The organism is Nonomuraea sp. NPDC004186, from assembly GCF_053603495.1.
The window spans coordinates 108,650-130,080 of record NZ_JBSGFQ010000021.1 but is presented as its reverse complement, the minus strand read 5'-3'; the positions used below and the strand labels follow the sequence as shown (position 1 = coordinate 130,080).

Genomic DNA, 21,431 nt, shown 5'->3' with positions numbered 1-21,431 from the left:
CTACGGTCGGGACATCCCTCGCAACACCCATCTCATTGGAAGCATTACCTATGTCCCGACAAATCAGTTCACTTCTAGCTATCGCGGCTGTCTGCGTCACCCTGGCCCCGGCGCCCGCCTTCGCACAGGCGCCGAAGAAGGCCGCGCCGGTCGACTGCGAGCAGGTCAAGTGCCTCGCGCTGACGTTCGACGACGGGCCCGGCCAGTACGCGGGAACGCTCCTCGACACACTGAAGAAGTACGACGCGAAGGCGACGTTCTTCCTCGAGGGCCAGTACGTCAAGAGCCGCCCCGCGTTCGTCAAGCGCATGGTGGCCGAGGGCCACGAGGTCGGCAACCACAGCTACAGCCACCCCGACTTCACCAAGTCCGACGCGGGCGCCATCAGGAACGAGATCAAGAAGACCCAGGACGCGGTCAAGAAGGCTTCGGGCGTCGAGCCCAAGCTGCTGCGTCCGCCGTACGGGCTGGCCGACCTGCAGGTCGCCGACGTCGCCACGGAGTTCGGCATGCCGATGATCCTGTGGACCGCCGGCTCCGAGGACTGGTCCAGCAAGAACGTCGACGCCATCAAGAAGAAGACCATGGAGGTCGCGCAGCCCAACGGCATCATCCTGATGCACGACTGGGTGAAGCAGACCGTGGACGCGATGCCGGCCCTCATCAAGTCGCTCCAGAAGAAGGGCTACCACCTCGTGACGGTGTCCGACATCGTCAAGCAGCAGAACCTGCAGCCCGGCGACATCTTCCCGGTTCCCGCCGGCTGGGAGAAGTGAGTATCGTTCGCGTCTAACCGAACGATGCTCTGGAGGGGTGCTCATGACGTTCGCGAATTGGGCGCGTAACCAGTCGGGCACCCCTGCCGAGGTGCGTACGCCGGCCTCGGTCGAGGACGTCGTACGCGCCGTGCGGGACGCCGCCGCCTCCGGGCGGCGGGTCCGCATGGTGGGCACGGGCCACTCCTTCACGGGGGTGGCCCTCACCGACGGCGTCATGCTGCGCCCCGGCGCGCTCACCGGGATCAGGTCATGGGGCGACGACCGCGTGACCGTGCTGGCCGGCACCCCGCTCCGCGTGCTGAACGAGCTGCTCGACGAGCGCGGCCTGGCCCTGGCCAACATGGGCGACATCACCGAGCAGACCGTCGCGGGAGCGATCCAGACCGGCACGCACGGCACCGGCCGCGACAGCGGCGGCCTCGCCGACCAGGTCGCCGAGCTGGAGCTGGTGCTGGCCGACGGCTCGGTGACGACGGCCGGGCCGGGCGAGGACCTGTTCGACGCGGCCAGGGTCGGGCTGGGGGCGCTCGGGGTGCTGACGGCCGTGACGCTCCGGGTGGAGCCCGCGTTCCTGCTGCACAACCGGCGGCGCAGGCTGTCACTCAGCGAGGTGCTCGGCTCGCTCGACGAGCTGACCTCGGCGAACGAGCACCTCGACTTCTTCTGGCTGCCGCACACCGACGCCTGCCTGGTCAAGACCAACAATCGCAGCCCGGGCCCGGCCCGGCCGCCGGGCGCGTTGCGGCACTGGCTGGACAACGTCTTCCTGGAGAACACCGTCTTCGGCGCGGCCTGCGCGCTCGGGGGCCGCTTCCCCGACCTGATCCCGCGGATCAACGCCGTCAGCGCGGCGGCGCTCGGCGACTCGGAGTCGGTGGACGCGTCGTACAAGGTCTTCACGGCGCGGCGGGACGTGCGCTTCCTCGAGATGGAGTACGCGGTGCCGCGCGAACGCCTCGGCCAGGCGCTGCGCGAGACCAGGGACCTGATCGACCGGATGGACTGGAAGATCACGTTCCCGGTGGAGGTGCGGGTCACGCCGCCCGGCGACGCGTGGCTGTCCACCGCGTACGGGCGGTCGTCGGCGTACATCGCGTGCCACATCTACCGGCCGACGCCGAACCCCGCGTACTTCGAGGGTGTGGAGGAGGTCATGACGCGGCTGGACGGGCGGCCGCACTGGGGCAAGCTGCACACCAGGGACGCTTCCTACCTGAACAAGGTCTATCCCCGCTTCGCGGACTTCACGGCCCTGCGCGACCGGCTCGACCCGGGGCACCTATTCGGCAATGAGTACCTGGATCTAGTGCTCGGCTAACGCATCGTTAGGTAAAGAGCTTGCTCGAAAACGTGTCCTGGGATCCGCGCGGGCCTCGTGGCGGGCATCCTCGTAACTCGTGCCCCGACGACTCGGCCTGCCCTCCGTGTACCTCGCCGCGGCCGTGGCCACCGCCGCCACGACCGCCGTTCCTCTCGCCATGACGCCCGCGTCAGGACTCGCCCTGCGGCCCGCCCCCACCGAGCCGACCCGGCCCTTCATCGTCACGGCACGCAGCCGCGGCGCCGCCCGCGATCTCGTCGGCGAGGTGCGGTGGCGGGTGCGGCGCTATTACACCGCCGCACTGCCCGGGTTCGCCACCTTCCTCACCGCCGCCGAGCTGGCCGAGCTCCGGTCGGACCCGCGGGTGCTCGCGGTCGAGCCCGACCGCGAGATCCGCCCCATGGCGCTCGGGAAATCCCGCCCGCGCTCCCGCTGGGCCACCGGCGCCGGCGCCACCGTGTACGTCGTGGACAGCGGCCTGGACGCGGCCCGGGCCGAGCTCGGCGACCGGGCCTGGCGCGCCTTCGACGCCACGGGCGGCACCGGGCACGACTGCGCGGGCCACGGCACCGAGGCCGCGCGGCGCGTCAACGTCATGGCGCCCAAGGCCCGGATCGCCTCGGTACGGGTGCTCGGCTGCGCCGGCTACGGCACCCTGGCCGATCTGCTCGCCGGGCTGGACTGGATCGGCAGGCACGCCCACGGCCCCTCCGTCGCGAACCTGGCCGTCGACGGGTCCGACTCCCCCGCGCTCGACGCCGCCACGCGGTCGCTGGTGCGGTCGGGCGTCTTCGTGGTCGGCGCGGCGTCCTCCGGCGCCTGCCGGGCCGTGCCCGGCGCTCAGGCCTTCTCCGTTCACTCCCCGTATCTGGCCGGGGTCGCCGCCCAATACCTGGAGCGCCATCCTGGCGCCGCCCCATCCGTTCTGGCCTCTTGGCTCAAGTGCACGACACCACGCGCCGCGATTCGTCAGAATCCGTCAGGGGCCTCTAACCTCCACTTGCACAACGGCGGGCTCTAGAGGGATGGATTCGACAAATGTGACCGGCGTCACACCGTCCCGGGAGTATCCCAGGAAGGCGATGTTCGGACATGCCGGGTACGGTGCTGGCAGGCAACCGGCACACGCGAGAGACTCAAGGGTCCGGGGGAAGAATGGCGACGCTGACGAAGGGACTCGCATGCAGGAGCTCCGACTCGTCGCGGTGAGTGAGGACGGCACCTATCTCGTGCTGGCTACTGCCGGGCGAGGTACGCGCTTCACGCTTCCCGTGGACGACCGGCTCCGTGCTGCCGTCCGCGGCAACTTCTCCCGTCTCGGCCAGTACGAGATCGAAGTGGAGAGTCCGTTGCGCCCCAAGGAGATCCAGGCTCGCATCCGCGCCGGAGAGACGGCGGAGGAGATAGCCGCGACCGCCGGGATCCCGGTCGAGCGTGTCCGCTGGTTCGAGGGTCCGGTGCTGCAGGAGCGGGAGTACGTCGCCCAGCAGGCGCAACGTGTGGCCGTCCGGATGCCGGGTGAGTCGGCGCCCGGGCCCACCCTGGGCGACCTCGTCGCCGAGCGGCTGACCAGGCGGGGCGTGCCCACCGACGAGATCGACTGGGACTCCGCCAAGCGCGACGACGGGCTGTGGCGCGTCAAGCTCGGCTACGTGTGGAACGGTCACACGCGCCACGCCGAATGGCTGTTCGACCCGCGCAAGCGGCACGTGACGCCCCATGACGACGAGGCCATGCGGCTGTCGTCGGCCGACTTCGACCCGGATCCCGTCGTCGTGGAGGACACGACGGTGACGCCGTTCACGCCGCGGGTGGCCAAGCTGCAGCCGGTGCCGCCGCTCGCCTCCGACCCGCTGCCGTTCCCGTCGGTGGTGCGCCGCGAGCCGGAGGAGCCGGCGGTCGGCTACAACCCGCCGCCCAGGTCGCCGGAGACGGCGTACGGCCGCGCCCCGGAGGCGGCGCCCCCGTTCGAGCGCGGCGCGCCTCCACGTGAGCCTGACACCTCCAGAGAGGTGTCTTACGACACGCCCGACCCCGGCGAGCACTACCGGCCGGAGCCGCCCGCCCGCGAGACCGGCTATGCCCGCCCCGGCGACACCTCGACCCGCCACGGCGGGTCTTCGCCGTGGCTGCCCGATTTCGGGTCCGGCCGTCCTGCCGGGCGCGAGGCCGACTCCTCCATCTACGCCCCTGCCGGCACGCCCGCGGACTCCCGCACCTCACCGCCGCCCGCCGTCGAGGAGCCGCCCGCCCAGGAGCGCCCGGTGGCCTGGCGCGAGCAGAGCCCTGCCCCGCAGACCCCCGCACCGTCCCAGCCCGCCGCGGCCACACCGCCCACGCCCCAGCCCATCACCGAGCCCCACCACCAGCCCACCACCCACGACCAGCCCACCACCCACGACCAGCACACCACCCCGGCCCAGCCCGCGCCCCAGGCCCAGCCCGCAGCCCAGGCTCAGCCCGCTGCTGAGACCCAGCCCGGCGCTGACGTCCAGTTCGCCGCTGAAGCCCAGCGTGTCGGCCAGGGCCAGGCGAGCGCCGCCGTGGAGTCACCCGCGCAGCCCGAGGCCGCAACGCCCGCTGCGATGGAGCGGCCTGCCGTACCGGAGCCGTCCACGGAGCCCGCTCAGGACGCCCACTCCGCCGGGACCAGCCGGCCGAGCACGGCCCCGGCCCCGATCGCGACCTCCGAGCCGACCGCAGCCCCTGAGCCGGTCGTGGCCCATGGGGCGACGGCGACCGCACAACCCGTGGCATCCGCAGACCCCGTGGCACCCGCGAGGGCCGTAGCGACCACCGAGCCGACGTCGGCCACCGAGCCAGCGACACTCGCGGAGCCGACCCCGGTCGCCGAGCCCGCAGCATCCGCGGAGCCGACCCCGGTCGCCGAGCCCACGGCGACCTCTGAGGCGACGGCCGTCACCCAGCCTGCGGCGACCTCCGAGACGACCGCGGTCAGCGAGCCCGCAGCGGTCTCCGAGCCGACGGCAGTCACCCAGCCCGCGGCATCCGCGGAGCCGACCGCGGTCGCCGAGTCGGCACCAGCCACGGAGCCGGTCACTTCTTCGGCCACCGAGCCGGTCGCGTCCTCGGCCACCGAGTCGGACACGTCGTCGGCCGGCGAGCCGGTCACGTCGGCCAGCGACGCCGAGCCCACTCCTGAGCCCGCTCCCACGCCGGTCTCCGAGGCCGTCTCCGAGGCCGTCTCCGCGCCTGCCGACGCGCCCGCCGATGGGGACACCACACCCACCACGGACGCCCAGGCTGCCGACGCCGTAAAGGCCGAGACGTCCAAGCCGGCGGCAGACGCGCCCACCGCCGAGCCGACGGCCGCCATGCCCGAGCAGAAGGCGGCCCAGGCCGTACCGGACGCCAAGCCGCAGCCCGAGGCGGCCCCTGAGGTCGCCACACCGGAGGCCGCCGGCACCCCCGCAACGGAGGCCGCCAGCACCGCCACGGCGGAGCCCGCCAGTGCCGCCGCCGCAAAGGAAGCCGCGACCACCACTACGACGGAGCCCGCCAGCGGTGCCGCAGCCGCGAGCACCGCTGCGACGAAGCCTGCCGAGGCCGCCGCGCCGGAGCCCACGGCTCAGCCCGCTGCGCCGAAGCCCAAGAGCGCGCCCGAGCCCGAGCAGCCCGCTCAGGAGGCCAAGCCGCCGGCGCCCGCTCCCAAGCCCAAGCCCACGGAGCCCAAGACCGCCCCGGCGGTCCCGGCGGCGCGGTCCGGCAAGGACGCGCCCAAGGAGGAGCCGCCCGTGCCGGTGCCGTCTCCCCCGCCCGCTCCGGCGGCCCGCCAGGCGCGCAAGGGTTCGCGGGGCCGCCGCGCCTCGGTCCCGACCTGGGACGAGATCATGTTCGGCGCCCGCCGCCAGGACTGACCCGCCCCAGGCGCGGAGACCGACCTCGGCGGCCCACCGCCAGCCACGGTGCCACGACCTCAGCTGCACCACACCGGCGCGAGGGCCGTGACGAAGGCCGGGGCCTCCCGGTCCGCCGCCGAGGGAAGGGGGATCGATGCCTCGGCACGGACCTCCCGGCCCACCGCACAGAGTCCACCGCGCAGAGGAGAGGGACCGGGGGCTCGGGCGGTGCCGGGGGTCAGACCGTGGGCGGTGCGCCGGGGGACTCGAGGAAGGGGGCGAGCCACTCCGGCGTCACCTCACCGGGGAACGCCGCCCCCTGGGCCACCGACACGTCGATCGCCGAGTAGCCCCCCTTGCCCGCCCCGACCCCGGCGATCAGCGTGAGCACTCCGGCCCGCCGCTGGAACCACGTCTGCCGCAGCCGCCACCCCACCACGGCCCGGCGTTCGATCACGGCGTGGGAGCGCCGCAGCGACCCCGACCGCACCGCCACGCGTACCCCGTCGTAGCCGTGCCCCAGTGACCGGTACCGGTCGAGCCCGAGCGGAATCCCGGCCCCGGCCAGCAGCAGCGCGAGCACCAGCAGGACCCACCAGAGGATCATGCCCGTCGCCCAGATCCCCACGGCGCTCGCCACCGCCAGCACGGCCCACGGGAAGACGGCGCGGAACAGGCGGCGGTTGCGCGCCACGGGCGGGTGGCGGCGGAGTTCGGCCTGGTGGGGGCCGATGGCCTCCGCGGTCACCTGGTACGCCACGGCCCGGGGCACGTCGGGCAGGAGCTGCCCGCGCGTCTCGGAGTCGCCGAGCCCCGTGACGATGGCCCAGGCCCGCACGACCCCGGCCCAGCGTTCGGCGAGCCCGTCCACGATCTCGTAGCCGCGCACCCGGGCGGACTCCAGCGACACGCTGCGCCGGTTGATCAGCCCTCGTTCGGCGACCAGGTAGCCGTCGCGGTGCTTGAGCTTGAAGTCCCAGTTGAAGACCGCGTACATCAGCCCGCCCACGACCGGCATCGCCAGCACGAGCAGCACCGCCACGGCCACCAGCAGGTAGGGATGGTCCCAGACCCATTCCCCGGCGCTCCAGGCGGCGTCCTGGTCGAGGCCCAGGTCGTCTCCCCACTGGAACGCCAGGCCCACGGCGCCGCCCGCGAGGGCGAAGGGGGTGAGCAGGTACGCGCCGGACAGCGGCCCGTACAGCAGCCACTTCCGCGGCACCCCGATGATCACCCGCTCCTGAGGGGCCGCCGCCTCGGAAACCTGAGCCTCGGGCCGGGGCGCGCGCCGCAGCAGCACCGACTTGAGGCGGTCGGCCTCCTCCGGCGTGACCCCGTCGAGCTCGGCCTCCTCGTCGCCGCCGCTGGCACCGGTGTCGATCTTGAGCACGGTCAGGCCGAGCAGGCGGTGCAGGGGCGGCGTGGACACGTCGACGCCACGGATCCGCTCAAGCGGGATGGTACGGACGGAACGGCTGATCAGCGACCGCTTGGTCTCCAGCCGGTCGCCGACGATCTCGTAGCTGAAGGTGGCCCACCTGATGATCGCGAACACCACGGTGCCCGCCACGCCCAGGGCCGCCCATACGTACGAGTGGGCCGAGAACCCGCCCACGAACAGCACGCCGACGAGGGGCAGGAGGAGGGAGGGCAGCATGCGTACGGGGTCGATGAGCAGCACCTTGGGGCTCAACCGCAGCGGCACCCGGACCGGAGGACCCGGCGGCCCTCCCATCGGGCCGGGCGGACCGCTCCACGGCTCGGACGCCTGCCCGCTCCCATCGCCGCCGCCCGGGTGCGCGACCCAGGGCGGAGCGCCGTCCCGGGGGTGCGGCTGCGGAGGACCGGCAAGAGGACGCGGCTCGCTCAGAGGCGGAGGACCAGGGTCGCTTCGAGGGGCGGGATCCGGCTGAGGACGCGGGTCGCTCCAGGAGGGCTGAGGGGGCGGGTCGCCTTGCGGGTGGTGGGGGTCGGTCATGTCGCGTCGTCCCTGAGCGCCTCGGCGCGGTGCGCGAGCTGCTCGGCGAGCCCGGCCGCCACCGCGTAGTCAAGACCCTTGATCGTCGAGGACCCGGCGTGGGACGCGGTACGGATCTCGAGCGTGGCCAGCCCGAGCAGCCGCTCCATCCACCCTTGCCCCTTGTCGACGGTCTGGATGCGGCTCACAGGCACGAACACCCACTCCCTGGTCAAGAACCCCGACCTGGCGTAGACGACGTCCCCTGAGAGCTCCCAGCGGTGCACGGCGTACCGTACGAACGGCTCGGCCACCAGGAACGGCGCCGTCAGCAGCACGACCGTGGCCGGCAGCAGCCAGGAGTTGTCCGCGAACCAGCCGGGCACCCACGACCAGCCGCTCCCGCCCACCCACCGCGCCACCAGAAGCGAGCCGCCGAGGAAGAACACGAAGGCGACCAGCGATTCGAGCAGCCACAGGCGGACGGCTTTCGGCGAGACGCGGTTCGCCGGATCGCGCAGTGGGCCAGTTGACGTCACAAGGCCAGCTTAGGGCGCGCGGAGGCAGGGCGATCAGCCCGCGAGCCGCTAAAGATCGACCGAGACCCTCGGCGTGTCGGCCGTCGCGCCCCTCCGCCCCGGTGCCATGCTCGGTGGCGGCCGGCCGCAGGCTGTCGAGCTTGGCCACGTCGGCGGCGCCACGTACGTGCCAACCAGGCTCGGCCAGCGCATGACCGCACCACCGCGCAAGCGCCTCACGCAACGTGGCAGCCGCCGTCACCCGCTCGAACCACCACCGGCCGTGACTCCCGGTCCCCGACCACCGCGCCACCGGCTGTCGCGCCGGCACCCCTCACCCCGCGAACCACCACCGCCCGATTCGGGCCACCAGAGCCGCCCGAATCACCACGAGCTCCTACATCCAGGGGCCAATCCGGCGCAGCTGGTTTTTACGGCATCACCGTGACCGAAAACGGTGTCCGTTTTGTCGGATCCGGGCGCATGACCCCACCCCCGTCCCACCGCATCGAACCAGCAGGCCAGGCCGGGTCCGAGGCGCGACCCGATTCCGGTCCCCCAACAGACACGCAGGCCACTCCTGTGGCCAAGGTCACTCCACGGATCCCGCGATTCTGACCCGTTTCGGATCCTTTACCGAGCACCGACCATCGAGAAACGGTCTGCGCACCGCCGAGAGCCGCGTAGCATCGTCCGGCATGGGGCTGTGTAACGCGGCAACACGCATGCGGCGCATCACCGTCAGTGTGACGGCGGTGACTGCGGCGTTCGCGTTGGCCGGTTGCGGCAGCTTCATCGGCAGATCTCAGGCCAAGGACATCGCGGAGATCAACGTCTCGAGCCCGGAGTTGGGGGAAGGCAAGCCGCTCCCCGCCGAATACTCCTGCCGGGGTGGCGAGGGCAGTCCTCCGCTGCGCTGGTCGAGCCAACCGTTGTCCGAGGCGAAGTCGATCGCGATCGTGGTCGACTCCCACACACCGTCCGATTCGGCCGTCAACTGGGTGCTCTACAACATCCCGGCGACCACGACCGAGCTGGGGCCCAACGCCGCGGCGGACCCGCCCGAGGGGTCCGGCCAGGCGAAGGTCACCGGCGGCAAGGAGGGCTATGAGCCGCCTTGCACAAGCCCGGGCAGCTATCGCTTCACCGTCTACACGCTGAACGGACGGGTCGACCTCAAACAGGGTGACGAGCTCCCAGACATCCTGAAGGAGATCGCGGACAAGACGATCGCCCGGGGTCGGCTCACAGCGGTCGACATCCAGTGAGAGAGCGATCACAGCAGGTAGTCCGGTGTACCTATTCTTCACGTAGGGTGTGACAACGCTCATAGTGGTCCGACACAATCAGATCCAATCGTTAGGCACTGGTGATCAAAGGGGGCAGGTCGCGTCGATGGCCGCGCGATCTCACCGGCGCCGAAGGGAGGCCATGGCTTTGAGGGTGGTGCAATGATCGCGGTCGTAGTGAGCTTGGTCGCCGTCGTGCTCCTCGTGCTCGTCGTCGTGGCACTGGGCATGCGTTCCATGAGCCGCCGGGAGAGCTCTCTCCCTCCGGAACGCCTGAAGGAGATGGCCGAGAAGGAGGAGAGGACCCAGACGCGGTCCACCGACGAGTTCGCCTCGCACGAGCCTCGCATGGCCAATTTCAGCCCCGATTTCAGCCCCATCGGCGAGCGGGAGCCCAAACCGGTGCGCACCGGTCAGCGTGGCAGGCGCGGCGTCGACGAGTGGGGCAACCCGAGCACGGATGACGACGACGAGGAGTTCTGGGCCAACATCCGCAGCGACGCGGAAGAGGGCGGCTTCGGCGCGGGTGGCACCGTGGCGGCCAGGAAGGCCTCCTCCCGTCCGGTCGAGCGTGAGAAGCCCGCCGAGCGCCCCGCGGCCCCCAAGCGCCAGCAGCGCACCGCGAAGCCGCGGCCCGCTGCCGCCGCCGTCGACCCCGACGCGACCACCGTCCAGGCCCCCCTGCCGCAGCGCCAGCCGGCCTCCGCCGCGGCCAACCTCGCCGACCTGGTGGAGCCCGCCAAGCGCCCCGCTCCGTCCCAGTCGGAGATGGCCGACCAGCGTACGGTGACGTTCGCGGCCCCCACGGCCGACGTGATGAGCATCCTGGGCGCGGGCGCCCAGCCGGTCCCCTCCCCCCGCCCCGACTCCCTGTCGTCCAACAACTCGCCCAGGAGCGGCACCGGCTCCTTCCCGGCGGCCCCCGCCGCCGGCGGCACCTTCCCGGCCAGCCCCGTGAGCCAGCCCGGCGGGAGCGGCGCCTACCCCGCCACCCCCACCTCGAGCGGCTCCTTCCCCGCCCAGCCGGCCCCCATCCACGGCGCGCCCACGAGCGACCCGTTCCCCGCCTACAACAACGCGGCCGAGACCACCTGGACCAACCCGCCTGCGACGCCCTCCTCGTCCGGCTCATGGCCCGCGCAGCCCGACATCCTCGACGACCCCGCCCCCGCCGCCGGTTACGGCTCGGGGACGTCCTGGCCGGCGTTCGAGCAGCCCGCCGCGCGCTCCTCCTACCCCGCCTCGTACGAGGTGCGCTCCGGTTGGGCCGTGGCCGACGACACCGACCCGCTCACCGGCCCCTCCCCCGCCACCGGCACCCCGACCGTGCCCGGCAGGGCGGTCTCGGCCTACGACGACGTGCTGTCCACGTCGACTCCGGTGCCTCCGACGCCGCAGGGCGCGCCGTTCGCGTACGAGACGGGCGACATCACCACCGCCCCGGCCGCCGCCTGGCCGGAGCCGCCGTCGAGCGCGACCTCGTGGCCGACGTACGGCTCCCAGAACGGCAACGACGGCGGCAACCACCGTCGCGGGTCCGACCAGGAACACCCGCACGACTACTACCGGTGAACGCACGCGCCCATTAATGGGTAAAACCAGCGTGAGACACCCCTAAAGCAGGGTCGACGGAGCAATAGGGTTTGCTCCATGATCCCCGACACGAAGAGTAGCTGGCTGAGCACCCTCCGGCATGACGTGCCAGCCTCGCTCGTGGTTTTCCTCGTCGCGGTGCCCCTGTCCCTGGGCATCGCGATGGCCTCCGGCGCGCCATTGGCCGCCGGTCTGATCGCCGCCGTGGTCGGCGGGATCGTGGCGGGCGTCCTGGGCGGCTCCGCCGTTCAGGTCAGCGGACCCGCCGCCGGGTTGTCGCTGGTGGTCGTGGATCTCGTGCAGACGTACGGATGGCGCGCCACCTGCATGATCACCCTGCTGGCGGGCGCCGTACAGCTCCTGCTGGGCGTGTTCAAGGCGGCCAGGGCGGCACTCGCGGTGTCGCCGGCGGTCATCCACGGCATGCTGGCGGCCGTCGGCGTGATCATCGCCCTCTCCCAGCTCCACGTGGTGCTGGGCGGCAGCTCGCAGCGTTCGGCCGTGGCCAACCTGATCGAGCTGCCCGGCCAGATCGCGAACCTGCACGGCCACAAGGTCGCCGTCGGACTGCTCACGATCACGGTGCTGGCGCTGTGGACGCGGCTGCCCAAGCGGGTCAAGGTCGTGCCCGCGCCACTGGTGGCGCTGGTCGTGGCGGCGGTGACGGCGTGGGTGTTCGAGTGGGACGTCACGCGCGTGGACCTGTCCCACAGCGTCACCGAGTGGGCCTTCCCGGTCCTGCCGCACGGCGACTGGCACCTGATCGTGGGGGCGGTGCTGCTGGTGGCGCTGCTGGCCGGGTGCGAGTCGCTGCTGTGCTGCGTGGCGGTGGACGGGATGCACGGCGGCCGCCGCGCCGACCTCGATCAAGAGCTGACCGGCCAGGGCGTCGCGAACATGGTCACCGGCGCCCTCGGCGGCCTGCCGGTGGCGGGGGTGATCGTGCGCAGCACCGCGAACGTGCAGGCCGGCGCGCGTACCCGCTGGTCGGCGATCCTGCACGGGGTGTGGGTGCTGGTGTTCGCGATCGGGTTCGGCTGGACGATCAAGCTGATCCCGCTGGAGGCGCTGGCGGCGTTGCTGGTGTTCATCGGCGTGCAGATGGTGAACCTCGGTCACATCAGGAAGGTGCACGGCCACGGCGAGGTCCCCGTCTACGTGGTGACGATGCTCACCGTGATCGCGCTCGGGCTCGCCGAGGGCGTCGTGGTGGGGCTGATCCTGGCCGCGCTGCTCGCGCTGCGGCGCCTGACCTGGGTCACGGTCCTGAAGCGCGACGGCGGCGACGGGCGGCTGCACGTGACGGTGTCCGGTTCGCTGACGTTCCTGGGGGTGCCCAGGCTCACGCACGAACTGCGGACGATCGCCCCGGCCACCGCCGTGGACCTCGACCTGAACATCGACTTCATGGACAACGCCGCCTTCGAGGCCATCCACTCCTGGCGGCTGGACCACGAGCGCATGGGCGGCACGGTCGACATCGACGAGTTGCACGACGAGTGGTACACGCTGGCGGCCAGCGGCGCCCGCATGTTCCCGGTGAAGTCGCCGCCCAAGGTGCCGGACCGCTGGTGGCTGCCGTGGTCGCACCGCCGCCATCCCGTCCGTCCCTCGGCTCCCGACTCCACCGAGGCGGAGTGCCTGCTGACGGCGGGCGCGCGCGAGTTCCACCGGCGTACGGCGCCGCTGGTCCGGCCCATCTTCACCGAGCTGGCCCGCAAGCAGCAGCCCTCGCACCTGTTCATCACGTGCGCCGACTCCCGCATCGTGCCCAGCCTCATCACCGCGAGCGGGCCCGGAGACCTGTTCACGGTGCGCAACATCGGCAACCTGGTGCCGCGCCGGGGCTCCGAACCGCACGACGACTCGGTGGTGGCGGCGATCGAGTACGCCACGCAGGTCCTCGGCGTACACACGATCACGGTGTGCGGGCACTCCGGGTGCGGCGCCATGGCCGGGGTGCTGAGCGGCGGGGTGCAGGCGGGCAGCCTGCCGGGGCTGAGGAGGTGGCTGCGGCACGGAAACCACAGCCTGGCCACGTTCATCGAGACCGAGGGTGACCGGCTGCACAGCGGCGCTCTGGACGTGCTGTGCCGGGTCAACGTGCAGCAGCAGCTGGAGAACCTGCGCACCTACCGGAAGGTCGACGAGCAGGTGCGCGCCGGGAAGCTGGAGCTGGTGGGGCTGTTCTTCGACATCGGCTCGGCCAGGGTGCACATGGTGCCGCCGCTGCGCCCCGCACCGGCCGAGCGGATGATGAGCTTCTGAGTAATCCTGCGCAGACGAGGCGCCGGGAGGCGGATTAGTGTCGCGGGGGCCGGCGAGGTTCTCCATATGCCCATGGCGCTCCTCGCGACGCCGGTCCTGACTCCCAGGGGCCGGAGGGGCGGAGGTGTCGATGCCTCCGCCCCTCACTTTGCGTTACATAATAACTGAATGGGTACATAGGCTCACGTAGAGTAATGAATCGCCCGAAACAGGGGGAATGGGCGGTGACGGCACTTCGGAGAGCAGCGGTAGCCGCGGCGACGGGGATGCTCGCGGTCGCGTGCGCCGGCGCGCAGAGCATGACGATGACGGCGACCGCGCCGGCATCCGGCCTTGAGCCGTTTTACCAGCAGAAATTGTCGTGGTCGGACTGCAGAGAAGGCTTTCAGTGCGCCACGTTGAAGGTGCCACGGGACTACGCCCGTCCCGCGGGTCACCAGCTGAAGATCGCCGTCATCCGGCTGCCCGCGAAAGACAGATCCCGGCGCATCGGCTCACTGGTGACCAACCCTGGAGGACCCGGCGCATCCGGCGTCTCTTTCCTCCGTACCTCCAGCCAGGCGTTCGGCGAGGCACTGCGAGATCGCTTCGACCTCGTCGGGTTCGACCCCCGCGGCGTGGGGCGGAGCGATCCGGTGCGCTGCCTCGACTACCGGCAGGCCGAGCAGCGCCTCTTCTACGATCCGCCCACCACGCGCGCCCAGGTCAACGCCGAGGCCACGTTCTGGCGGGCGTTCGTGGCGGCCTGCGAGGCCAGGTCCGGGGCCAATCTGCCGTACGTCGGAACGGTCAACGCCGCCCGCGACATGGACGTGCTGCGGGCGGCGCTCGGCGACAGGCGGCTGACCTACCTCGGATTCTCGTACGGCACGTACCTGGGCGCCATCTACGCCGACCAGTTCCCCCGGAACGTGCGGGCCCTGGTCCTGGACGGCGCGTCCGACCCGAAACTGACGGGTGAGGAGTTCCTCCTCGGTCACGCCGAGGGCTTCGAGACGGCACTGCGCGCGTTCGCCGCCTACTGCGTCAGCACCGCCGGCTGCCCGTTGGGCACCGGGAGCGTGGACCGGGCCGTCGGCAAGATCTCCGGCCTGCAGGAACGGGCCGCCCGCGAACCCCTGAAGAACCGGGCGGACGGCCGCGTCCCGGTGGACGACGACGGGGTGACGCAGGGGATCTACACGGCCCTCTACAACCGGAACTACTGGCCCACGCTGCGGCAGGCGCTGATACAGGCGATCGACGACGGTGACGGCACCGGCCTGTTCAAGCTCGGTTATGCGCAGGAGATGGTCGCCCCGTTCGGGGCGCTGCAGGCGGTCAACTGCGTCGACAAGCCGTTTCCCGCCGATCTCGCGGCCGTTCAGGACCTGGCCGACCGGGCCGGGAAGGTCGCGCCGCACTTCGGCTCGTTCGTCGTGTGGCCGTGGCTGGCATGCGCGTACTGGCCGGTCAGGCCCACCCGGCAGCCCAGGGCGGTGACCGCGACCGGAGCGCCGCCGATCCTCGTGATCGGCACCACCCGCGACCCCGCGACCCCGTACAAGTGGGCTCAGAGCCTGGCGGACCAGCTCACGTCCGGCGTCCTGCTCACCTACGACGGCGACGGACACACCGCCTACCTGACCAACACGGAGAAGTGCATCCGCGAGCCGGTCGAGCAGTACCTGATCAGCGCTCAGCCCCCAACGCGCGGCACCACCTGCAAGCAGACGCCGCTGGACCCGGAAGGCAAGGGCTCGCCGAGCTGAGCCCGCCCTGGCTAACACCGGAGAAACAGCTGCGCCGCAATGCTGCCTGCCATGGCTTCGCGCTCTTTGTCGCTTTTCTCCCCCATGTAGGCCACCGTGCCGTCCCAGCCCGGGACGCGACCGCTGCGGCGAACCCTGGCGGCGTCCGTCCTCTCGTCATCCCTGCTCATCTCATGCAGCCCCGCCCCCGCACCCGTACCCGCCCCGCTCGTCCCCCGCCCGGTCGCCGCGACCACGCCGTCAGCGCCTGCTCCGCGCGGTTCGGCGTACAGGAAGGCGCTGACCCGTTCCCTGCACCGCTACCTGGACGACCTCCCCGGCCAGCTCTCGGTGTCGGTACGCGAGCTCTCCACCGGCCTGTCCTACACCTACAACCACCGCCTCAGAACGGCCACCGCCAGCATCGTCAAGGTCGACCTCGTGGTCGCGCTGCTGCTCAAGGCCCAGCGCCGGCACCGTGGCCTCACCGACTGGGAACGGCGGTCGGCGGCGCGGGCCGTCAAGGTCAGCGACAACGCCGCCGCGTCCACGCTGTGGTCCGCGATCGGCGGCGCGCCGGGCCTGGCCGCCGCCCACCGGAAGCTCGGCCTGCGCGACACCACCCCCGGCCCCGGAGGAGCGTGGGGAGCGACCACGACCAGCGCCGCCGACCAGCTCCGCCTCCTGACCGCTCTCACCTCCCCCAAGAGCCCCCTTTCCGCCAAGAACCGCCGGTACGTGCTCGGCCTGATGAGCGAGGTGACGCCGGAGCAGTCGTGGGGCGTCAGCGCGGCCGGGCGCGGGGACGTGGCCCTCAAGAACGGCTGGCTGCCACGGCCGCGCGACGGGGGCCGGTGGACGGTCAACAGCATCGGCCGGGTACGCGACCGCCACGGGCACACGTACCTGATCGCCGTCATCTCCCACCGGCACCGCACGATGGGGGCCGGGGTGAAAGCGGTCGAGCACGTCGCCGAACTCGTCACCAAGGCCCTCTCCAAGGTTGCGGACCGCACGTGAGGCCGAGCGGGTCCGTCTCGGCCCCGCCCATTCCTCCGCTCCACCCCGCCCCGGCGGGGAAGGGCGGCGGGGCGCTGCGGCGTGGGATGGACGAGGGCGCGTCACGTCGCGGCGGTCATGCGTCCCAGGTGACCGGGAGGCTCTTGACGCCGTAGATGTCGGCGGTCTCCGGGCGCAGGCTGACCTCTTCGGCCGGTACGGCCAGGCGCAGGGTGGGGAAGCGGTTGAGCAGCGCGGGGAGCGCGACGCGCATCTCGACGCGGGCCAGCTGCTGGCCCAGGCACTGGTGGATGCCGTGGCTGAAGGCCAGGTGCCCGCCGTCCTGCCGGCGCAGGTCGAGAGCGTGAGGATCGGCGAAGCGCTCGGGGTCGCGGTTGGCGGTGCTGCCCGACAGGATGACCGTCGAGCCGGCCTTGATGGTCTGCCCGCCCAGCTCGACGTCCTCCAGCGCCACTCTCTGGAACTGCTTGGCGACGGTCAGATACCGCAGCAGCTCCTCCACGGCCTTCTCGGTGAGCGTGGGGTCGGCGCGCAGCGCGGCCAGCTGGTCCGGGTTCTGCAGCAGCGCGAAGGTGCCCAGCGCCAGCATGTTCGCGGTGGTGTCGAACCCGGCCGACAGCAGGATCAGGGCCATCCCCCGCAGCTCCTCATCGGTCAGGTCGCCGTCCATGAGGTCGCTGAGCACGTCGTCGGTGGGATTGGCGCGCTTGGCGACCACCAGCTCCGCGAGGTACTGCTGGACCGCGGTGTAGGCGGCGATCAGTTCCTCGTCGCTGACCTCCCCGCCGAGGAACTTGTCGATGTTGTCCTGAAAGCGGCCCCGGTCCTCGTACGGCACGCCCAGCAGCTCGCAGATGATGATGGCGGGGATGGGCTTGGCGAACGCGGTCACCAGGTCCGCCGACGGTCCGGCCTTCTCCATGGCGTCCAGGTGCTCGGCGGTGACCTGCTCGACGCGCTCGGTGAGCAGCCGCATCCGCCGGACGGTGAACTTGCCCACCAGCGGTTTGCGGTAGCGGCTGTGCTGGGGCTCGTCCATGAGCAGGAACTCGCCGGGCGGCGCCGGAGGGACCTCGATGTCGCCGTAGTCGATGGTCGGGTGGTGGCGCATGAGCTCCTTGCGCGAGCTGAACCGCGGGTCGGCCAGGACCGATCGGGCCAGGTCGTATCCGGTGATCAGCCAGCCCTGGTGTCCGCTGGGGAAGGGGTAGGGGGTGATCGGGCTGTGCTCGCGGGTCCGGATCAGCTCCTTGGGCGGGTCGAAGGGGCAGCCGGGCTGACGCGCGGTCGGCATCTTGGTGAGGGGGATTTCCATGGTCATTCCTCTCATCGGCCTAGGTTCAAGTCGGGACATCGCGATCAGGGCTGAACGGAAGCGATGACGCTGGGTGCCATCAGCAGCCGGTTTTCCTCGCCGGTGAGCCGGTCGTGTGGGCGCAGCGGCGCGGGTCAACACGTTCGCTGCCGCGGACTTCCCAGCGCCGTCGGATCCGAGCCGTGCCGGTCCGGGCATCGGGGTCGATGCCGTCGAGGACGGGGCCGTGATGGCTGAGCCGTTCATGGGACCCACCATCGCCGACCGCGCTGATATCGGACCGTCGCCGAGCTGACACGGTCTCTGAACACGTCACCGCATCAGACCTGATCGCCGCCGGGACCTCCACTGCGGCACATGCGCGTACAAGACAGCAGAGCCACCGTCACCTCGGCGGCATCCCAAGCCTCGGCAGTATCTCCGGCCCCAGCAGCCTCGACGCATCCACCGGCCTGGACGGCATCTTCCGCCTCAACGGCCCCGATACGGCATCCACCGCCGCCTTGTCGGCCTCCACAGCGTCTCCCGCCCCAACAGCCTCGGCGGCATCCGGGCCTCAGCTCGGCTGCATCCCGGCCTCAGCTGCCTTGGCGGCATCTCCGGCCGTGCCTCCAACCACGCCGACGCCAAAGCCAACCAGCCCATCAACCAACCGGCTCGGCGCCGCCGAGGAGATCGCCCAAGCCGCCCTACGGCCACCGGGACGAACAGTCCTACGGCCGCCGGGACGAACACCTCGGGTCACACGGCAAGGACACCCACGCTCACGCCCCGCCACGGACGGCTTCGATCAGGGCGCGGAGGAGGGCGGTGCGCCGGGGCATCTCGGCGACGATGACGTGCTCGTCGTCCGCGTGCGCCCCGCCGCCCACGGCACCCAGCCCGTCGAGGGTCGGGCAGCCGACTCCCGCCGTGAAGTTGCCGTCCGAGGCGCCGCCCACCGAGGCCGAGATCAGCGGCCCCACTCCCAGGTCCGATGCCAGCTCCTGCGCCAACGTGTACAACGAGGCCGACATCGCGCTCTCGAGCGGCGGCCGGTTGGGGCCGCCCAGGACCTCCAGGCGGGTGCCGGGCAGGACCGGCCGGAGCGCGCGGAAGGCCGCGTCCACCCGATCCTGCTCCGACATCTCAGCCACTCGCACGTCCACCGAGACCGAGGCCGCGGCGGGGACGGTGTTGCGTGCCGTGCCGGCCGACAAGACCGTCGGCGTGACAGTGGTGGCCCCCGCGCCCATGGCGGCGATGGCCAGGACCTGGTGAGCCAGCTCTATCGCGGAGTTCAGCCCCTTCTCGGGCTCCAGCCCGGCGTGCGCGGCCCGGCCGCGGACGTTGACGGTGTAGAGGGCGGTGCCCTTGCGGGACGTCTTCAGCGCGCCGCCGTCGGCGCTCGCCTCCATGACGAACGCGGCGGCCAGCCCGCGGGCGGTCTCCTTGATCAGCTCGGCCGACGTACGGGAACCGCACTCCTCATCACCGTTGATCAGCAGAGTGATGCCGTCGAGCGAGTCGAGCCCGGCCAACGCGTGGAACGTCTGCACCAGCCCCGCCTTCATGTCGAACACCCCGGGTCCCCGTGCGACGCCGTCCACCACGGACCAGGGGTGGGTGGCGAGGGTGCCGATCGGCCAGACGGTGTCGTGGTGGCACAGCAGGAACACCTTGGGGGTGCCGAACGTCCAGCGCAGGTGCGTGACGCCGTCGATCACGAGGAACTCGGGCTGCGTGCCCAGGTAGCGGGCTCCCATCGCCGCCACGACCTTCGCGCTGCGGGCAACGGCTTCCAGGTCGTGGGTGAAGGACTCGCACAACACCAGCTCTTCGAGATCCTCGATCATGCCGTCCCTCCGTAGAGCTCGTGCTTCATTCCGTTTCCTCTCCGCAGCCGTCAGCTCGCACCGGCCCGATCGCCGTCCGAGAAGGGGTGATGAAGGGGGTCATGCGCATGCCGCGCACTTAGATCCTCTGAAAGCGGTGCATGCTGCCGCCGACCGAACCGGCTCCCGCCCAGGAACCGGCGCACGCTGCCGCCAACGCCGTCAATTGCTCACTCAGGAGATCGCGAACGCCGCCGCCCACTCCACCGACCACTCGCCCAAGCAGCACGCCCGCTGCCACCGACCCAACCAGTTCCCCACCCAGGAACCAGCACACCTTGCCGCCAACGCCATCAATCGCTCACCCAGGAGGCGGCGCCGGCCGCCGCCCCCCACTCCACCTGCTACTTACCCGGAAAACGGTGCACGCTGCCGCCAACCGGCCCAGCTATTTGCCGGAAAAGCGTGCGCGCGGTCGTTAACCGACCGAGTTACCTGGCCGGAGAGCGGTGCTCGCCGGCGTTAGCCGACCCGGCTATTTCCCGGAAGGCGGTGCACGCCGGCGTTGACCAGCTCAGCTGTTGCCCGAAGGCGATGCACCCTGCCGCTGACCGGACCACGCCTGCCGCTGACAGACCTCTACCGCATGTCGCCGATCACGCCAGTTGCTCGCTCAGGAAGCGGTGCACGTTGCCACCGATGATCTTCGTGACGTCCTTCTCCGGGAGGCCGCGGGCGAGCAGGCCCTCGGTGACCATGGGCAGGCCGGAGGGACCCGCCAACCCCGGGACGGCCGACTTCGGGTTGACGCCTCTCGTGTTGAGGCCCTCGCAGCACGGCGGCGTCAGATCGTCCATGACCTCGCGGATGAAGTCGGGGCCGAGCCCGACGTGGTCGATCCCGGCGACGGACACGATGTGCTCGATGTGGTCGAGCAGGCGGTCGAGGGTCATGTCCTCCTCGCGCTCGGCGAGGAAGGGGGCGAAGAAGTTGACGCAGATCACGCCGCCCGTGGCGGCCACCGCGCGGAGCTGGTCGTCGGTGAGGTTGCGGTGGTGGTCGCGCAGCGCCCTGGCGGCGGAGTGAGTGGCGATGACCGGTCTGGTGGCCAGCTCCAGGACGTGCGCCACGCCGGAGGCGCCCAGGTGGGAGACGTCGAAGACGATGCCGAGCCGCTCCATCTCCTCCAGCGCCGCGATGCCGTGGGAGGTCAGGCCGCTGCCCGTGGCGTCCTCACCGCTGCCGTCGGCCAACGCCGTGCGCCCGAAATGCGCGATGGACGCCACCCGTACGCCAAGGCGGTGAACGGTCGAGATCAGCTCGACGTCGGCGTCGATGCCCGGCATGCTCTCCAGCGCGATCACCAGCGCGATCTTGCCCTCTTCGAGCGTGCTGTCGATGTCGGCCGCGTTCAGACAGATCCGGACATGGTCGGGATTTCCCTCGGCCAGCACGTGCGCACACTCGATCACGCGCAACGTCTGCCTCAGCGCGCCCTCCGGCCGATATTGGTCGTCGATGAAGACCGGCAGGACCTGCAGATCGACCCCGCCCTCGACGAGCTGGGGCAGCCATCTCTCCCGGAAGAACGAGGCCCACTGCTCAGGCGGCCGCGCGGAGACGGCCATGAGCAGATCGTTGTGTGTGTCGGCCACGACTGCGCGTCGGTGGAGGGAAAGCGTCATGCGATGGACGTTATCGCGAGGGCTGGACCTGCTCCAATGCGCCCTGAGTCCGATTTTTTGGATCACTTGTACGACTGTGGGTTGAGTTTCAAGTGTGCCCTGTGGGGAAACGCGTGCACCCGGTCAGGCACCCACCGCGCGCGGCGGGTAGCGGCGACGGGTAACGGCCGAGTCCGTGGTGGTGGCCGAAGGCACGCGGCCAGGCTGAGCGGTGACGACGCCTCGGGCTGAGCCGAGTCGCCCGGGCCACGACGGGATGGGGACGCCGTGCTGGAGGGGCCC

14 protein-coding genes are annotated in these 21,431 nt (G+C 71.4%); 9 read left to right on the top strand and 5 right to left on the bottom strand.

Going from position 1 to position 21,431, the window contains the following annotated elements; all coding sequences use genetic code 11:
* Positions 1-50 precede the first annotated feature (50 nt).
* The 4 genes from ACWEPL_RS19640 to sepH all read left to right on the top strand — a co-directional run bounded on the left by ACWEPL_RS19640 (position 51) and on the right by sepH (position 5,978).
* On the top strand, positions 51-776 hold the full coding sequence (locus tag ACWEPL_RS19640; RefSeq protein ID WP_350722907.1) for a polysaccharide deacetylase family protein: 726 nt from the start codon (positions 51-53) through the stop codon (positions 774-776).
* A gap of 43 nt (positions 777-819) precedes the next feature.
* Positions 820-2,097 (top strand): D-arabinono-1,4-lactone oxidase, encoded by a 1,278-nt coding sequence (locus ACWEPL_RS19635; RefSeq protein ID WP_452437015.1) that lies wholly within the window; start codon positions 820-822, stop codon positions 2,095-2,097.
* Positions 2,098-2,176: 79 nt separating this feature from the next.
* A complete protein-coding gene (locus tag ACWEPL_RS19630; RefSeq protein WP_452437014.1) occupies positions 2,177-3,121 on the top strand; it encodes a S8 family serine peptidase in 945 nt (314 codons plus the stop codon).
* A 160-nt stretch (positions 3,122-3,281) separates the two neighbouring features.
* A complete protein-coding gene (sepH, locus tag ACWEPL_RS19625) occupies positions 3,282-5,978 on the top strand; it encodes a septation protein SepH (protein WP_452437013.1) in 2,697 nt (898 codons plus the stop codon).
* Positions 5,979-6,198: 220 nt separating this feature from the next.
* Here the strand turns inward: sepH and ACWEPL_RS19620 are convergent, their stop codons facing one another.
* Positions 6,199-7,653: a PH domain-containing protein gene (locus ACWEPL_RS19620; RefSeq protein WP_452437012.1), complete on the bottom strand. Its 1,455-nt coding sequence runs from the start codon at positions 7,651-7,653 to the stop codon at positions 6,199-6,201.
* A gap of 281 nt (positions 7,654-7,934) precedes the next feature.
* A complete protein-coding gene (locus ACWEPL_RS19615; protein ID WP_452437011.1) occupies positions 7,935-8,456 on the bottom strand; it encodes a PH domain-containing protein in 522 nt (173 codons plus the stop codon).
* A 704-nt stretch (positions 8,457-9,160) separates the two neighbouring features.
* Between ACWEPL_RS19615 and ACWEPL_RS19610 the strand changes: the two genes are divergently transcribed.
* The 5 genes from ACWEPL_RS19610 to ACWEPL_RS19590 all read left to right on the top strand — a co-directional run bounded on the left by ACWEPL_RS19610 (position 9,161) and on the right by ACWEPL_RS19590 (position 16,335).
* Positions 9,161-9,703: a YbhB/YbcL family Raf kinase inhibitor-like protein gene (locus ACWEPL_RS19610; protein ID WP_363965973.1), complete on the top strand. Its 543-nt coding sequence runs from the start codon at positions 9,161-9,163 to the stop codon at positions 9,701-9,703.
* A 183-nt stretch (positions 9,704-9,886) separates the two neighbouring features.
* Positions 9,887-11,296, top strand: coding sequence for a hypothetical protein (locus tag ACWEPL_RS19605; protein ID WP_452437010.1), 1,410 nt, complete (start codon positions 9,887-9,889; stop codon positions 11,294-11,296).
* A 78-nt stretch (positions 11,297-11,374) separates the two neighbouring features.
* On the top strand, positions 11,375-13,585 hold the full coding sequence (locus ACWEPL_RS19600) for a bifunctional SulP family inorganic anion transporter/carbonic anhydrase (protein ID WP_363965977.1): 2,211 nt from the start codon (positions 11,375-11,377) through the stop codon (positions 13,583-13,585).
* A gap of 404 nt (positions 13,586-13,989) precedes the next feature.
* Positions 13,990-15,336, top strand: a complete 1,347-nt coding sequence (locus tag ACWEPL_RS19595) for an alpha/beta hydrolase (RefSeq protein ID WP_452437019.1) — start codon at positions 13,990-13,992, stop codon at positions 15,334-15,336.
* A 96-nt stretch (positions 15,337-15,432) separates the two neighbouring features.
* On the top strand, positions 15,433-16,335 hold the full coding sequence (locus tag ACWEPL_RS19590) for a serine hydrolase (protein ID WP_452437009.1): 903 nt from the start codon (positions 15,433-15,435) through the stop codon (positions 16,333-16,335).
* A 115-nt stretch (positions 16,336-16,450) separates the two neighbouring features.
* On the opposite strand, the gene ACWEPL_RS19585 is transcribed toward ACWEPL_RS19590, so the two are convergent.
* The 3 genes from ACWEPL_RS19585 to ACWEPL_RS19575 all read right to left on the bottom strand — a co-directional run bounded on the left by ACWEPL_RS19585 (position 16,451) and on the right by ACWEPL_RS19575 (position 21,149).
* Positions 16,451-17,650, bottom strand: a complete 1,200-nt coding sequence (locus tag ACWEPL_RS19585; protein WP_452437008.1) for a cytochrome P450 — start codon at positions 17,648-17,650, stop codon at positions 16,451-16,453.
* Positions 17,651-18,414: 764 nt separating this feature from the next.
* Positions 18,415-19,485 carry a M20 family metallopeptidase gene (locus ACWEPL_RS19580; protein ID WP_452437007.1) on the bottom strand — a complete coding sequence of 357 codons (1,071 nt, stop codon included), beginning with the start codon at positions 19,483-19,485 and terminating at the stop codon, positions 18,415-18,417.
* Between the two features lie 635 nt (positions 19,486-20,120).
* A complete protein-coding gene (locus tag ACWEPL_RS19575) occupies positions 20,121-21,149 on the bottom strand; it encodes a dipeptidase (RefSeq protein ID WP_452437006.1) in 1,029 nt (342 codons plus the stop codon).
* Positions 21,150-21,431 lie beyond the last annotated feature (282 nt).

Coding starts and splice junctions, on each gene's coding strand:
- ACWEPL_RS19640 (WP_350722907.1), top strand. CDS start 51: ATGTCCCGACAAATCAGTTCACTTCTAGCTATCGCGGCTGTCTGCGTC.
- ACWEPL_RS19635 (WP_452437015.1), top strand. CDS start 820: ATGACGTTCGCGAATTGGGCGCGTAACCAGTCGGGCACCCCTGCCGAG.
- sepH (WP_452437013.1), top strand. CDS start 3,282: ATGCAGGAGCTCCGACTCGTCGCGGTGAGTGAGGACGGCACCTATCTC.
- ACWEPL_RS19610 (WP_363965973.1), top strand. CDS start 9,161: ATGCGGCGCATCACCGTCAGTGTGACGGCGGTGACTGCGGCGTTCGCG.
- ACWEPL_RS19605 (WP_452437010.1), top strand. CDS start 9,887: ATGATCGCGGTCGTAGTGAGCTTGGTCGCCGTCGTGCTCCTCGTGCTC.
- ACWEPL_RS19600 (WP_363965977.1), top strand. CDS start 11,375: ATGATCCCCGACACGAAGAGTAGCTGGCTGAGCACCCTCCGGCATGAC.
- ACWEPL_RS19585 (WP_452437008.1), bottom strand. CDS start 17,650: ATGGAAATCCCCCTCACCAAGATGCCGACCGCGCGTCAGCCCGGCTGC.
- ACWEPL_RS19580 (WP_452437007.1), bottom strand. CDS start 19,485: ATGATCGAGGATCTCGAAGAGCTGGTGTTGTGCGAGTCCTTCACCCAC.
- ACWEPL_RS19575 (WP_452437006.1), bottom strand. CDS start 21,149: ATGACGCTTTCCCTCCACCGACGCGCAGTCGTGGCCGACACACACAAC.